This is a genomic window from Rhodopirellula sp. UBA1907 (genome assembly GCF_002337565.1).
Taxonomy (GTDB): Bacteria; Planctomycetota; Planctomycetia; order Pirellulales; family Pirellulaceae; genus Rhodopirellula; species Rhodopirellula europaea.
The window spans coordinates 108,720-123,282 of record NZ_DDGH01000107.1; the positions used below are offsets into that span (position 1 = coordinate 108,720).

Annotated in this window: 13 protein-coding genes and 1 tRNA gene; 6 read left to right on the forward strand and 8 right to left on the reverse strand. The window is 57.2% G+C overall.

Annotation, left to right across the window (positions count from 1 at the left end):
• Positions 1-2: 2 nt before the first annotated feature.
• Positions 3-329: a DUF6793 family protein gene (locus B2R17_RS27150; protein ID WP_007330016.1), complete on the reverse strand. Its 327-nt coding sequence runs from the start codon at positions 327-329 to the stop codon at positions 3-5.
• Positions 330-508: 179 nt separating this feature from the next.
• Here B2R17_RS27150 and B2R17_RS27155 point away from each other — a divergent pair, with 179 nt between their 5' ends.
• Positions 509-1,327 carry a 3-keto-disaccharide hydrolase gene (locus B2R17_RS27155; RefSeq protein WP_286766455.1) on the forward strand — a complete coding sequence of 273 codons (819 nt, stop codon included), beginning with the start codon at positions 509-511 and terminating at the stop codon, positions 1,325-1,327.
• A 256-nt stretch (positions 1,328-1,583) separates the two neighbouring features.
• Here the strand turns inward: B2R17_RS27155 and B2R17_RS27160 are convergent.
• The 4 genes from B2R17_RS27160 to B2R17_RS27175 all read right to left on the reverse strand — a co-directional run bounded on the left by B2R17_RS27160 (position 1,584) and on the right by B2R17_RS27175 (position 4,105).
• A tRNA-Val gene (locus B2R17_RS27160) sits at positions 1,584-1,657 on the reverse strand.
• Positions 1,658-1,809: 152 nt separating this feature from the next.
• Positions 1,810-2,004 (reverse strand): 30S ribosomal protein S21, encoded by a 195-nt coding sequence (rpsU, locus tag B2R17_RS27165; RefSeq protein WP_007338941.1) that lies wholly within the window; start codon positions 2,002-2,004, stop codon positions 1,810-1,812.
• 375 nt (positions 2,005-2,379) lie between these two features.
• On the reverse strand, positions 2,380-2,667 hold the full coding sequence (locus B2R17_RS27170; protein ID WP_231846076.1) for a hypothetical protein: 288 nt from the start codon (positions 2,665-2,667) through the stop codon (positions 2,380-2,382).
• A 532-nt stretch (positions 2,668-3,199) separates the two neighbouring features.
• On the reverse strand, positions 3,200-4,105 hold the full coding sequence (locus B2R17_RS27175; protein ID WP_286766456.1) for a formyltetrahydrofolate deformylase: 906 nt from the start codon (positions 4,103-4,105) through the stop codon (positions 3,200-3,202).
• Between the two features lie 65 nt (positions 4,106-4,170).
• Between B2R17_RS27175 and B2R17_RS27180 the strand changes: the two genes are divergently transcribed.
• Positions 4,171-4,662: a YkgJ family cysteine cluster protein gene (locus B2R17_RS27180; RefSeq protein WP_286766457.1), complete on the forward strand. Its 492-nt coding sequence runs from the start codon at positions 4,171-4,173 to the stop codon at positions 4,660-4,662.
• Between the two features lie 114 nt (positions 4,663-4,776).
• Positions 4,777-6,105 carry a histidine--tRNA ligase gene (gene hisS / locus B2R17_RS27185; protein WP_286766458.1) on the forward strand — a complete coding sequence of 443 codons (1,329 nt, stop codon included), beginning with the start codon at positions 4,777-4,779 and terminating at the stop codon, positions 6,103-6,105.
• Between the two features lie 671 nt (positions 6,106-6,776).
• Here the strand turns inward: hisS and B2R17_RS27190 are convergent.
• The 3 genes from B2R17_RS27190 to B2R17_RS27200 form a co-directional block, all read right to left on the reverse strand.
• The gene (locus B2R17_RS27190) at positions 6,777-7,283 is read right to left on the reverse strand and encodes a carboxypeptidase-like regulatory domain-containing protein (protein ID WP_007333407.1); all 507 of its coding nucleotides are present in this window, start codon (positions 7,281-7,283) and stop codon (positions 6,777-6,779) included.
• Between the two features lie 57 nt (positions 7,284-7,340).
• On the reverse strand, positions 7,341-8,345 hold the full coding sequence (locus B2R17_RS27195) for a DUF1559 domain-containing protein (RefSeq protein WP_286766459.1): 1,005 nt from the start codon (positions 8,343-8,345) through the stop codon (positions 7,341-7,343).
• A 315-nt stretch (positions 8,346-8,660) separates the two neighbouring features.
• Positions 8,661-9,809: a linear amide C-N hydrolase gene (locus B2R17_RS27200; RefSeq protein ID WP_286766460.1), complete on the reverse strand. Its 1,149-nt coding sequence runs from the start codon at positions 9,807-9,809 to the stop codon at positions 8,661-8,663.
• Between the two features lie 366 nt (positions 9,810-10,175).
• Here B2R17_RS27200 and B2R17_RS27205 point away from each other — a divergent pair, with 366 nt between their 5' ends.
• The 3 genes from B2R17_RS27205 (at position 10,176) to B2R17_RS27215 (ending at position 14,353) form a co-directional block, all read left to right on the forward strand.
• On the forward strand, positions 10,176-11,957 hold the full coding sequence (locus B2R17_RS27205; protein ID WP_286766461.1) for a BBP7 family outer membrane beta-barrel protein: 1,782 nt from the start codon (positions 10,176-10,178) through the stop codon (positions 11,955-11,957).
• 191 nt (positions 11,958-12,148) lie between these two features.
• The gene (locus B2R17_RS27210; RefSeq protein WP_008656998.1) at positions 12,149-12,415 is read left to right on the forward strand and encodes a hypothetical protein; all 267 of its coding nucleotides are present in this window, start codon (positions 12,149-12,151) and stop codon (positions 12,413-12,415) included.
• 105 nt (positions 12,416-12,520) lie between these two features.
• Complete coding sequence (locus B2R17_RS27215; protein ID WP_286766462.1) at positions 12,521-14,353, forward strand: UbiD family decarboxylase; 1,833 nt, start codon at positions 12,521-12,523, stop codon at positions 14,351-14,353.
• The last annotated feature ends 210 nt before the right edge of the window (positions 14,354-14,563 follow it).

A 14,563-nucleotide genomic window follows, 5' to 3' on the forward strand; every position in this document is an offset into this window, starting at 1 on the left:
CACTACCATCCCATTACCATATTGGATTCGATCGCGATGCGTGCTTGTTCGAGGTCACAACCGGTTTCCATTCGGTACAAACGAATCGCGTTGACCTTGTCGCCAGCCGATTTGCTGAGGCATTCGCGAGCGGTCATGCACGGATCGAGTGTGCGGTCTGTTAGGCCGAGAGCACCTTTGCTGATCACCCAAGAATCACGAGGGCGTTTGGTCAAACGCATCAGTTCATCTTCGGGGTAGGCGTCGTCGACGACTTCGCGAGCGTCGTCTTCGTTTTCGGCCCAAGTGATGATGATGTGGGCGTCCGTTTCGATTTCAAACAAAGGCATGGTGGAAACGTTCGTTGGAGGAAGAAGAGCCGCGACGCAGCATGCGCTTGCTGGTCCTACATCCTAGTCCACGCCGCCACCGGGCTGTAGGTCCTTGAGGCGTTTTGCTTCTCGTCACCGCTGAGGGCTGATAGAGTGGGCGCCGTATTGGAATCTCCCTTTGTAGCCAAGGTTTTGCGATGAAGTGCTGGTGTCTGCCCGGTCGGAAATTTCATTTGATCGGTGCCGTGTTGGGTGCCGCGAGCATTCTGGCGTGCTGCCTTGTGAATGCCGCAGACAACGTTGGGGCCGCTGTGGAGGCTGTTTCTTCAGCCGAGCAATCCAACGCTGCTACGGATTTTGTCGAGCTGTTTGATGGCAAATCCTTTGACGGCTGGGAGCACGGTGGGAATTGGCGAATCGAAGACGGGGCGTTTTTTCGTGCCGCCGGCGGTGGTTCTCTCACTTACAAACGCATGCTTGTCCCGGATGACTTTGAGCTTCGGTTCGAATGGAAGGTGTCCAAGGGTTGCAACAGCGGCGTTTATTACCGGCCCGGTCAAGTCGAGTATCAGGTGCTCGACAACGTGGGCAGTCCGTACGGAGAAAACCCGCGGCAATCTGCGGCTTCGTTGTTCTTTTGCATGGCCCCGTCGAAAGATGCAACGCGTCCCGTGGGCGAATGGAATTCCGGAAGAGTGGTCTGCAAAGGAACAGTGATTCAGCATTGGCTCAACGGTCAAAAGGTTCTGGACTTTGACTACACCGATCCAAAGTGGGCCGAGATGGTGAAGCTGCTGACGATCCGCGGCGGAGATCTCACCGGTCGCGGTGGCGAGCTGTGGCTGCAGGATCACGGTCAGCCGGTTTGGTATCGCAATTTGCGTTTGCGCGAGATCCCAAGTGACGAGCCGCTCAATCCATCGCCTGATTTTGAACCCATGTCGATCCCGCCGGGAGCATTGGCCAAGGAACAGCAGCGTGTGCAAGCGATGCTAGAGGCGGCAAAATCGGAGTGAGGTCACCAAGCGTATTCACTTGGGCTCGGGGCTCGGGCACGCCTCCAATGTAGGCCAGGTTTCACCTGGCAACCACGGCAATGCTTTGGAACAAAGCGAGGCGTCTGCACCATTCCACGTGACATTGACATGGGAATTTGATCGGCCGGTCACCCGCGCCAGGTGGGACCTGGCCTACAAACGGTGGGTTGCACCCTGTGGAGGAGGCGGACGCTGTCGGCGCATGAAAAAAGCTCCGCTGAAAAGCGGAGCTTGATGGGCGATGAGGGACTCGAACCCCCGACATTCTCGGTGTAAACGAGACGCTCTAGCCAACTGAGCTAATCGCCCGTCGAAAAGTCATGGACTCTTCTTTTGTTTTGTTTCCGGTCTTTTGAGAGACCTGGTGTCTGCCCTTCGGGCAGGTTCCGCTTCAATTGAAACGGAACGACTTGGGGCTGATGGTTTCTACTGCACGATCAAAGTTGCCGTGCAATCGAAAATCAGCGGGACAACATGCGGGTGCGTTTGTTGCGGCGTTCGGCACGCAGGCGGGCACGGCGATTGGTTTCGCTCGGCTTTTCGTAGAATTCGCGGCGACGCATTTCTTTCTTGATACCGCTTCGCTCGACCAATTTTCTAAACCGGCGGACTGCCTCCTGAATCGTTTCCCGATCACGCACCAATAACTTTACCATTGCCGCTCCGTAAACCCTTTCAAATCAATCGTTTGCATGGTCCAAATCCTCTAAGTCGAGGAATGAAATGTCGCGGTCGAGCGCAGCAAAAGCCAAACCCGTCGCGGTGAAGGCCGCGAATCATAACGACCTAACACCGCCCCCCACAACCGAGGAAACGGAAAATACAGTCGTTTTATGGCGAAAACGCCGCTTTCAATCTTGATCCAAAACGGAATTTCACTTCGCGTGTGAACTTGGGCGTTTTGCAATTGTCGAGGCACGGATGCATGGTCCGCCAAGACGAGATTGAATTCGCTTCGCGGGTGCTGGATCAGCTCCACCGGCGTCGGTTTTCCCTTGCCAGGTGACTCGCAAGAAGTTGATCTATCGGATTCAGGCGGCGGCCCGCGTGAGGTTTTCCATCGGAACTGTTTCGCAACGGACCCCGTCAACGCCGTAGTAGACGAGCGATTGGGTTTTGAGATCGGCGATCGCGGTCAGCTTCACGCTTCGGGGGCCATGCAGACAAAAATAAAGTCCGCAGGTTGCACCCCTTCGAACCACTTCCCGCTGAGTCAGCGGGAACTGATGGGGTTCAAGTTGGCCCAGATCGCACAGTTTGTCTTCGACTTGGCGACGCAGTTGCGGCAAATCGATCGTTTCGAGGGAGTACCCGATCATCAACATCCTTTCGTCCAGCGGGAGGTCTGCTGCCGATGGTGCCACGCCGCCTCGACATGGCAAATTTCCTCGAGAAACGAGGCCATCTGGTCACTGCGTGCATCAGACGCCGTGGGTATCGACCCGCCACGCGGAAAATCTTGGGGGCGAATTGGTTCAGGTCCGGTCGTGCGGCCAACCCAATTGAAATTCATTCCCATTGCAAGCGTTGCGGCAGACTTGCGCGATTAGATGGGGGGAGCGATTCCGGTCGGTCAGACGGATTGAGCCCGTTGTTGGACGAAAAGCTGCGGCTGAAGCGCAATTTGAAAGTTCGTCCGGAATGCGGTTGATGGGGCGCGACAACTGAATTTATTAGCCGGTGTGCGTTAGCACCGGTTTCTGCGTGGCGAGAATTCCGTGTGATGAGAACCGGGCCTAACGGCCGTCGGCTGATTGGTGCGGGACGCTGGAGGTAGAGGAGGTCGTTCGCTGAGTCTGGAAGTATCAGCCGCAGTGCGTTAGCACCGGTTTTCGTGTGGAGGAACCGGGCCTAACGGCCGGCGGCTAATGGGTTCGCGCTGGCGAGATCTTTGCGGGGCACGACTCGATGGAAGTGGAGGTGGACTTCTCGGTCGACGACGCGTCGGACGCCTTCGACCAAACAGGCGGGTTCGTTTTCGGATTCACCTTGGGCGATGATCTCTTCGAGTGGCGTGCCGGGTGCCACGGAAAAAGTTCGCTGATTGATCGTTTGGTTTCCCGCGTCGAGCTCGGGAATGATGAAGTGGCACGTCGCACCGAACGTCAGCATTCGGACGTTGTGGGCATCATGGTACGGGCGGAATCCGGGAAAGCCTGGCAGCAATCCGTGGTGCAAGTTGATGATTCGGCCGCCCGCGAATTGCCAGCAGGCGTCGGCGGGAAGTATTCGCATGTAGCGAGCCAGAATCAGATAATCGATGTCGTATTCATCCAGCGTCGCCAACAGGGCCGCGTCATCGACCGCTCCGGTGCCATCGCCGATCATCCGGAAATCGCAGTCAAACTCATCGGCCAGAAAGCCCAGTTTCTTCCGGTTGGAGATGATCACGGGGACTTCCGCGGCGATTTGACCCGAGGAAACAGCTTCCAATACCGCTCGCGGAGTGTGTTCGACATAGGTGCAGGCGACCGCCAAACGAGGCTGGCTCGCCCTTGCATCGGGGCTCCAAGCTCGGATCGACAACCCCGTGTGCTCGCCAATCTGTTTCATTTCGTCCTGCAACTGCGTCAGCAACTGCTGGGGGTCGGGACCAGCGTCGAACTGCAGTCGGCAGAGCATCGCGAACAATTCTTCCTCGTCGTGGTCGTACATCTGGATTTCGGAAATCCGAGCCCCTCGTGCGGTGACGTGGTGAATGATCGGATCGGCCAAACCGGAGTGATCCGGACCAAGGGCGGTGATGACGACTTCCATGTGGAGGCTTTTACGAGGAAACTGTTGGCCCGACGAATTCGCAAATTATCACATTCGACCCAATCATGCCCACCGCATCCAAGTTGCCTGTCGCCACGCCACCCTCGGTCAATGGCCGTCGTCGATCGGACTTTCCCGCCGAAGCGAATCTGTGTGATCACTGCACGGCCAAGTGCTGCAAGTACTTCGCGCTGCCGATCGACGAACCGGTGACACGAAAAGATTTTGACTTCATGCGGTGGTATCTGCTGCACGACCGAGCCACCGTGTTCGTGGACGAAGACACTTGGTATTTGCTCGTTCACACGACTTGCAAACACCTGCAAGACGATCATCGATGCGGGATCTACGAAACCCGGCCTCAAATTTGTCGCGAATACACGACGAAGGAGTGTGAGTTCGAGGACGATTGGTGCTACGAGAAGTACTTCGAAACGCCTGAGCAGATTGACGAGTACGCGGACGCTTTGTTCGGGCCGCAGTTCCCCGAAGGAGCCGACCGGGACATCGACTCGATCCGCAGTCGACGCCCGACTGGATTGCCTGTCGTTGGGTAGCGGAACTCGTCAAAAGTTTCGGCAGATTTGGATGCAAACCGAAAGTCTTGGCGACTTCCGCTACGACTCACACCCTCCACTTTCCTTTTTCCCATTCACCCCTCACCGACCTCCATGATCCAACCTCGCACGCTGAAGGGATTCCGCGACTACTTACCCGCCGCGATGATTCCGCGGGAACAATTGATGCAAACCGCTCGCGAAGTGTTTCGCAGTTTCGGGTTCGCACCGATCGACACACCGACGCTCGAACACCTGGAAATCTTGACTGGCAAAGGCAGCGACGAAACCGATCGTCAGCTTTACTCGTTTGAAGACAACGGCGGACGCCCCGTCGGAATGAGGTTTGACCTGACGGTGCCATTGGCTCGATTCGCGGCTCAGCACATTGGCACGTTGGGGACCCCGTTCAAGCGTTATCACATCGCTCCGGTATGGCGTGGTGAGAAACCACAAGAAGGCCGGTATCGCGAATTTGTGCAGTGTGACTTTGACACGATTGGCACCACGTCAGAACTGGCGGACATCGAAGCGGTCTGCGTGATCGATGCGTTGTTGCGAGCGATCGGGATCGACGCGTTCACGATCAGCATCAACAACCGGGCGATCCTGACCGGGTTGTTGGAATCGTTGGGATTGGCCGACAAGACGACACCGGTGCTGCGAAGTCTCGACAAGCTTGGAAAGATCGGCCGCGAAAAAACGGCCAATGAGATGGTCGAATCCGCGGGTGTGACGGCCGAGCAATCCGATGCGGTGTTGCGATTGGCAGAGTGCGACGGCGACGCGGAGTCGATCTTGGCATCGCTGCCCGAGATCACCGGCGGCAACGAAACCGCCGCGGCAGGCATCGAACGTTTGACCCAAATTTATCGTGGTGCCTTGGCATCCGGAGTCAGCCCGGACCGTTTGAAGATCGATGTCTCGATCGCTCGCGGGTTGGACTACTACACCGGAGTCATCTTTGAAACGACGCTGGACGAATTGCCCGGCATCGGCAGCGTTTGCAGCGGCGGCCGCTACGACAACTTAGCAGGGCTGTACACCAAGCAGCATCTGCCTGGCATCGGTGCCTCGCTCGGACTGGATCGATTGCTCGCCGCGCTGGAAAGCCTCGGTCGATTGTCGGGTGTCAGCAAACCCTGTGCGGTGTTCGTGCCGTTCTTCGACAAGGGACACCGGGACGACTATTTGAAGTTGGCCTCGCAGCTTCGCGACGCTGGGATTGGCACCGAAGTTTATCCGGAACCCAAGAAGCTCGGCCAACAACTCAAGTACGCCGACTCACAAGGTTTCGCCGTCGCTCTCATCGCCGGCGGGAATGAATGGGAAGCCGGCACAGTGCAAGTCAAAACGCTGGCAACAAAAGAGTCGCAAGACGTGGCGTACTCGCATGATTCGCCGCACGCGTTGATCGAAGCGATCCGAGCGGCAACTTCGTAGGTCGCTTTTGCACGGTCGATCAGGACGACGTTGGGCCGCAAGAACTTGAGGGTTGACACAGAGCATGCGACGTTGACTTTCGTTTTGTCCTACGCTCCAACGGGGCAGTTCTAAGATAGCCCCAGGCATCGCCTGGGGTTTCGTCACGCAGGCCCCAACGCGAGCCCCAACGGGGGCGGCGATAAGAAAGTTTCCCCATAACCCGCTAGGACCGCCCCGTTAGGGCTTTGCAATCTTGGTCCCACCGCAACCCAGGGCGTTGCCCTGGGCTGGCATAGCGCTGCCCCTTTGGGGCGAAGTCGTGTGACAAAACCTGGGCAGTTCAAAGCCGTTTCGAATCCAAGCATTTGGCAGCCTAGAACGACGCCGAATCATTTCGGCGCACGAAAAACGGGTGCTTTCCCAATGGGAAGCACCCGTTGCTTTTGAGGTTGATTCAATGAGCCGTACCGCGTTAGCGGCGGTTATCAGACGCCAACCCAGGCTAACGCCGAATGGCTAATTGTTGTCGTTCGGTATACGACTCAATCAACAGCCCGTTAACCAGCAGACAACCGGCCGAGCGAATCTTTAGCAACGCGTGAACAACAAGTGGCGATGTTAGCGGTGTGGCGCAAGCCGCCCGGTGAGGAACCGGAGGGCTCGCGCCCTTCCGCTACGTCACGTGGACCTTAAAGCGGTGAGCCGTCGGACTTCAGTGCGAAGTCGTAAACGGTTTGGCTGTCGCTGACGGTGGCTTTGATTTGCGAATTCTCGTTGTAGGCTTCAGGGACCTGCTCGTTCGGATTGCGTTTCTTCTTCTTTTTGCGTCGAGCCGCGGCGTCATCGTCATCTTCATCAGCGCCTTCCGTGTCAACTTCACCGGTCGAGGCGGTGGTGCTGATTCGCACGACTTTTTCTCCCGGAGGAACGCCCATCACTTCGCTGTTGAATTTGATCTCGTAGTTGCCTTCCGCGTCCGTCGTTCCATAGCAGAACGTCGTGTCGGGCGACTCGAACATCACCACGGCTCCTTCGAGAGGTTGGCCGTCTAAGGTGACGTTCCCGGTGATCGGGACCAAGCCGATCGATGCGTAGTCTGCTTGGGCACTTGGTCCGCAACCCGTGCTGGTTGCCAAGGTGAGTGCGAGGCAGGCGACCAATGTCAGCGCCATCGCTCGTTGGATTGCTGAGTTCATAGCCATGATTGAAAGTTCAATGTGTTGTCGGATGGAATGTGATGGGCGAACTGCGAATCAGAGTTCGCTGGGGATCTCGCCGCCGTCACGTGAGCCCAGGGCATCGTAGACGTCTTCGGCCAGCGATTCGGTCAAGAAGGTCACCGAGCCATCGCATTTCAGGAAGTGAGCACCACCAATGTGGTAGCTGCCGAAAGACAGTTCCATCAATCGACCGCTCATCAGTGGAGCACGGATGACAGCGTTGACCGGAGTGATCGTAACGCCAGCGACTTCGGAGAATTCCGTTCCGCCAGTTCCGCCGTCGCAACGGCAAGGATCGGTTTGTGGAGCACCGATATACCAGTAGTCCATGCCCTGGCCGTCTTTGACGAACTTCGGGTTGTTGTAGCTTTCGCCGATCATGATCGTGTTGGACGTTCCGTCCAGGATGTCACGGAACTTGGTTTTGCTGCAGGCGTAGAAGATGCCGTCTTGATCCAAGCTTTCCAATGAAATCGTGTCGGGTAGTGCGGTGCTAGTGTCGTCGGAGGTTGCCAAGGTTCCGGCAACGCCGCGGTAGCTGGCGGGCACGCGTTGTGGGATTCCGTTGTAATCCATGTGCAATGGCAGCGCCATGCTGGGGCAACGGTAGGTCGGGATGACCGTTTCGCAGGCCTCTTCGTTGGGGCCATCGTCGGTCGCCCAGTTGCCAAGCCCAGACTCTTGGAAGATCAGGGTTTGGTACAGGTTGGCTTGTTCGATCTGCGGCAAGATGTGACCGCTCCAGGTCATGCCGCGGTTGTCCCAGCCGTAGGGGAACTTATTGAATGTGTCGTGATAAACGTGAAGTCCCAAGCCAATTTGTTTGAGGTTGTTACTGCATTGCATGCGACGTGCGGCTTCGCGAGCGGACTGAACCGCCGGCAGCAGAAGTCCAACCAGGACGCCGATGATGGCGATCACAACCAACAACTCGACCAGCGTGAATCCGCGAGTCGATGTGACGGAACGCTTGGTGATCGGAGCGGAGCACTGGTGGGCAGAGGTTCGGCGACTCGATTGGGTCGTCAGGCAGGTCATTCGTTTCTTCCAGCGAATTATGTGGGGTGAGAACGGCGGAAAGCGTCATCGCTGATTTGCCGCCGTCAGTGATTTGGGCGGGACTCTAGGAAACAAATATGAAGAAACAGCGAAGCTCAAAGTGAAGGTTTGGTGAACAGAAATGAGCGTTCGTCGTTCGCTGCGCAGCGGGAAAATTGCGTGCTTGAGCGACGCTTTCTGGTCCGTCTAACGTTCCGCTCAGCTTCATAGAAGCGGATAGTCTCCCCGTGGAGGGGGTTCCGTTCCTCAAAAGAATTTTTCGAGAAAGCTAGTTTCCCGACGCGCAACCCAGATTCAGGGAGCGGTTTGAGCCGATCGAAGCTTGTTCGGATAGTCCAGAAGAAGCTGTTTGATCATCAGACTAGGCAGACCAGCGGGCACGAAATGGTCAAATGCATGGTTCACGATGCGCTCGTTGTCCGCATCGGTGACCGCTTTCATGTGCGACGCCACGTTTCCATCGATGTTGCGATCAATGTCGATCGCCTGAGGAATCTGCTCCGGATCGAAGGACAGGTCATCCAGGTCAATCCATCGCCGTTGTGGGGAGTTTTGTGTGCGGAAGTGGATCCGACGCTCTTCGGGTTGGTAGATCAAGTTCCACTGAGTCAGCGGGCCTTGAGCGACCATACGCAAACAGCGAGTTGCGTAGTCGATGGGAGCAATCTCCACTCCGATCTCATTTGCCATTTCAACCAAGCGAACTCCGCGGTCGTAACGCATTCGGCTGGAGTTGTTCAGCAGTTCCGTTTGCGAATCTTCCCAGGACGAATTGGCCAACACGCACGCGCGAGTCTTTGGTTTCCCGTCATCCAGACGGTATTGGTCGCCGTGGCGAACCACCGCTCTGCCGTTGATGAACTCGACCACGGCAACATCGCCCGTCGAATCCGTCACAAAATAATGAACGGTCTCAACCATCGGCAGCATCGGGATCGGCACCACGGTTGAAAGACTGTCGACGACTTCCGCAACGGTTTCGGCGGTGTCGAGTTGATACTGCACCCACTGAATCGCGTTGACCGCCGTGAGGTTTGGATCGGCTTCCACCGCAACAGGATCTGGGAAGGTCGCCCCGGGCAAACGCAACAAGTCGACCGTCAGTCCTCTTTCGTTCATCCCAGCAAACGGAATTTCGCGGCCGAACTGGCAAAACGAAACGCTGCCGTATCTGGATACCCAGGTCGCGGGTTTGATCGGCGCAAGCGATGTTTTCTCGATGCCACGATGGTTGGTGATCACGAGTGCTTCGCCAAACGGCCAATCGTGATTTCGGGCGATCACCAATTGTCCCTGGATGGTCATCCGCATCACGGTGCACGCGGTCGCGGGCCGGATTGTGTTGATGGTGAAAGCACCAACCATCGCGGCAAGCAATGCGAGGCCGAGTCCGGAGACGGAATGAATTCGGCGGGCGGAATGGCTATTTCGGCGCAAACGCATGAGCGTGGACTCCGGCAGTGAGTGGGCGGCGACAAGAGCGAACGTGAAGGCCATTGCAGGACACCTCGTTCGCGAATTCATCGTAGCAAATTCGATGAGCGAAAGCCGATTTCGTTTTGCCGGTGCCGATATCGACCTCAATGACAACCGTGAAACACGGCCAGCGTGAAACTGCGGTTCAGCCTTAACCGTGGCCTAACCCGCAAAGTTTGCCAAAACGGCTCAACCGTCACGATCGTCCCATCCGATACCAGTTCACGTGGCATCTGGTGTTGCGCGAGGTCGCGTGTGGAACGCACGCTCCGAGCCCGCCGGTCACTCCGATTCGCGACTACCCCCGACGATTGAATCCAAGCGAAACACCCCATGAACTCTTTGATCTGGCGCCGACTTCCCCGGTTTGCGAAAAACTGTGCTGTCCTTGTGGCATGCCTGGCGTGTTCACCATTGGCAGCTCAGGTCCGTGTCAAAAAGCCGGACCGCGGAACGTATCAAGCACCTGGAAGTGCTGCCGAGAAGACAACGGGCGATTGGGAATTGTATCCCGATTCTTCGCCGCAACTCAGCCGCATTCAAATCGACGAAGTCGTTTATGACGACATGGAAGTCACCTCCGACGCGGAAGTTGACGGCCTGCAAGTCATGGACGAACCGGGCGGTTTGCGACTTCGAAAACTGGGCGAAGTTGTGGGCTCAAACTCGCAGCCTTCCAACGCACAAATCGTTCGGCCTGTTTCGGCCATGTCGGTTCATCCTTCCTCCGGTGCCCATGGCGTTCCGAGGGAAGGGGCTCGCATCATCCAGTCGACCGGATCGAGTCACCGAGGCCGCGTGCTGCAAAAGACATCTGGCTCGGTTGCCATCATGGAACATCCGACATTTGCCGGTGAAACCATCGTCGGCTCGGGCACACCAATGAACTTCCATGGGCCGGGATGCGGCATGGAAGGGCCCGGTTGTGGAATCGAAGGTTGCGGGTGCGGATTCGACGTGGGCTGTGGACTGGAAGGTCCAGGGTGCGGATTCGAATCGTATGGCTGCGACAGTTGTGGCTATGGCGGCTGCGATGGAATGTGTGGGCCTTCGTGCGGTCCTGCCGGAGCGATCTGTGTTGATCCCAATCGTTGGTTTGGATCGGCTGAGTTGATGATCATGTTCCGCAAAGGCGATCGATTGCCAGCTCTGGTCACAACCGACACGGCACCGGACACCGGATCGCTGGATACGGGCACGGTCTTGGCTGGCGACGACAGCGTGTTGAAAGATGCAACGGCCGGCGGTCGTTTGACGCTTGGCTTGTGGTTGGACAACCATCAATGCCGCAGCCTGGTCTTCCGGGGCTGGGTCGCTGGCGATGAAAACTACAGCTTCAGTGCTGACCAAAGAAACTTCGACGTGCTCGCGATTCCGTTCTTCAACGTCGCAACGGACGCGGAAGATTCCAACGTGGTCGTCTTCCCGAATGCACCGGCGGATCCCGCCATCAATGGTCGCTTTGGTGCGGTCGGCGTGGATGCTTACAGCGAACTGCACGGCGGTGATATCTCGGTGCGTCAATTTTGGCGAGGCGGTTTGGGAACGACCTTCGACGTTTTGTATGGTTACCAGTACATGCGATTGTCCGAGGGACTGAACATCTCATCCAGTTCAACGCTGACCGAAGGAACCGACGCGGGCAACTACATCTCGATTCGTGATTCCTTCGAAGCGACCAACGAATTCCACGGAGCCCAATTTGGTTTGGCCGGTCGCTACCGCGAAGGTTGCTGGAGCTTCAACTGGTTGGCCAAGGCCGCGTTCGGCAACGTTCGTCGCACGGCGGATCGTCAAGGCAGCACAACAGTTGGGCCTCCGGACACCCCGCAAGATGGCGGACTGTTCGTCGATCCGGACACCAACGAAGGCACCTTCACCAGCGACACGTTCGGTTGGGTTCCTGAGCTGGACGTGAACCTGGGATGGCACCGATTCAACCACTTCGACGTCACGATCGGTTACCACTTGATGGCCATGTCCGACGCGATTCAGGTCTCTGGCATCTTTGATCGAAACATCAACGACGCCAACAACAACCTTCCCGCACCATCGATGCGAGACAGCACGTTTTACGTGCAAGGCATCCATTTTGGTCTGAGCTACACCCGCTGAGCGAATTCCCCGGTTGGGGGCCGCAACGGGATCAGCGATTGGCCGGAATGTGGGTGAGATAGTACGGGAAAAAGCGGCTTCAGCAGATTGCCGGAGCCGAATTTGCCGACTCGACCAGTGGCAATTAGGATGTGGGGCGTCTTTCTCGATTCGCCCCACGACCTTTACTTTTTCCGGCTGACCTGTCTCCCATGATCTATTTCATTTGCTGGGTCGTTTTCTTGCTCACGATGATTCTGGCAGTGGTCGTGGTCGGATTCAAAAACCGCAAGCCTCGACCTGCCGCAGCGGTTGTTCCCGCCGGTGAGGAAGAGATGATGGCGGACGGAGAAGAGATCGAGGTCGTCGAAGGCGACGAATTCGAAGCCGTTCCCGCGGAAGGCGATGATTTCGGCGGTGGAGAATTTGTGGCCGAGGGTGGCGACGACTTCGCTGCCTTTGAAGACGAATTCAAATGATCGGTTGAATCCGATCGAAGAATCTCGCTCGCCGACCCGTTGTGAACTCGGCTGGCTTGGCGGTCAATCGATCGGATTCCTGGTTCTCGTCTGAAAGTTTTCGCGTTGAAACATCGAAGCACCCGAGACGTCGTGGAGGATCTGCGCGCCGGAGGTCGACTGATCACGGTCGATGACGAAGTCGATCCAACTCTGGAAATGGCCGAGATCCAGCGCCGCGTGTATCTGCGAGGTGGACCGGCGATCTTGTTCACCAACGTTCGTGGATGCAAATTTCCGATGGCGTCGAACCTGTTCGCGTCGCTGGACCAAGCCCGCTATCTGTTCCGTGACACGCTCGAGCGTGTGCGGCGACTGATCGAAGTCAAACTGGATCCGTCGGCGTTGCCCAAAAGCCCGATGCGATACGCGGGCGTGCCGATGACGGCGCTGACGATGCTGCCGCGATTCACCCGAAGCGGTGCCGTTCAGGCGAACCAGTGTCGATTGAGTGAGCTGCCGGCGCTGAAGTCGTGGCCGATGGATGGCGGTTTCTTTGTGACATTGCCACAAGTGCTGTCGGCGGACCCGGCGGCGCCCGAGAACTTGATGCGAGTCAACTTGGGCATGTACCGCGTTCAGCTGGCGGGCAATGAATACGACCCCGAGAACCAAGTCGGGCTGCACTATCAAATTCACCGTGGCATCGGAGTGCACCACCGTGCCGCCATGGATCGCAATGAATCGTTGCAAGTCGCGATCACGGTGGGCGGTTCGCCGGCGATGAGCTTGGCCGCGGTGATGCCGCTTCCCGAAGGACTGACTGAGCTGACCTTCGCCGGTGCTCTGTCGGGCCGCCGAGTCCGCATGATTCGTGGCTCCCATGCACCCGTTTACGCCGACGCTGATTTCGCGATCGTGGGACGAGTCGATCCGACCGCGACGATGCCCGAAGGACCCTTTGGCGATCACTTGGGATACTACTCACTGCAGCACCCGTTCCCGTTCATGAAGGTGGAACATGTCTGGCATCGTAAAGACGCGATTTGGCCGTTCACCGTCGTTGGCCGGCCTCCGCAAGAGGACACGACGTTCGGGCAATTGATTCACGAACTGACGGACCCGATCATTCCAACGGTCATCCCCGGAGTGAAAGCCGTTCACGCGGTTGATGCCGCCGGCGTTCATCCGTTGTTGTTGGCGATCGGCAGCGAACGTTACATGCCGTACTTGAACGCCAAAGAGCCGCAGGAGTTGCTGACGCAGGCCAATGCGATTTTGGGCAACGGGCAATTGTCACTGGCGAAGTATCTGTGGATTACCGACGACCCAGATGATTCGATCAAGATCCATGACATTGGCAAATTCATGCAGCACATCCTTCGCCGAGTCGATTGGCGTCGCGATTTGCATTTCCACACCAAGACGACGATCGACACGCTCGACTACAGCGGCACGGGATTGAACCAAGGTTCCAAAGTGGTCGTCGCGGCGACGGGCCAACCGATTCGAGAACTCGCGACGGAGATACCATCTGGTCTTAGTCTGCCGGATGGCATTTCAGAACCGAAGTTGGTGATGCCCGGCGTGATCGCGGTGAAAGGGCCCAAGTACGGCGGCGACGCGTCTCGTGAAGACGTTCAACGTCTCACTGAGCACTTGGCAAACCAGCCAAATCTAGAAACCATGCCGTTGGTCACTTTATGTGACGATTCTGAGTTCGCCGCCGCAACGCTGAACAATTGGTTGTGGTTGACGTTCACACGCAGCAACCCAGCGATTGATGTCGACGGTGTCGGAGTGCAAGTTGTGGCCAAGCATTGGGGCTGTCGCGGACCGCTGATCATCGACGCACGAGTCAAGCCGCATCATGCCCCGCCGCTCGTGGAAGACGCTGAAGTGACAGCCAAGGTCGACGCAAGAGCCACCCGCGGCGACGAGCTGGCCAAGTATTTGTGATTGTGTTGAAGATCCCTTGTCGGCCAGTTTGACTTAGGTGGGGTCACGCGCGGTTCAATAATGAACTTCAGATTCGCTGCCGGGCGACTCGCTTTGTTCCAAAGCATCGGTTGAGACGCCAGGTAATGACCTGGCCTACGGAGCCCCAATCACATCCCGCAGCGTTAGCAAGGTCTCACGCAGTTATCGGTGCGGCGCGAGCCGCCCGGT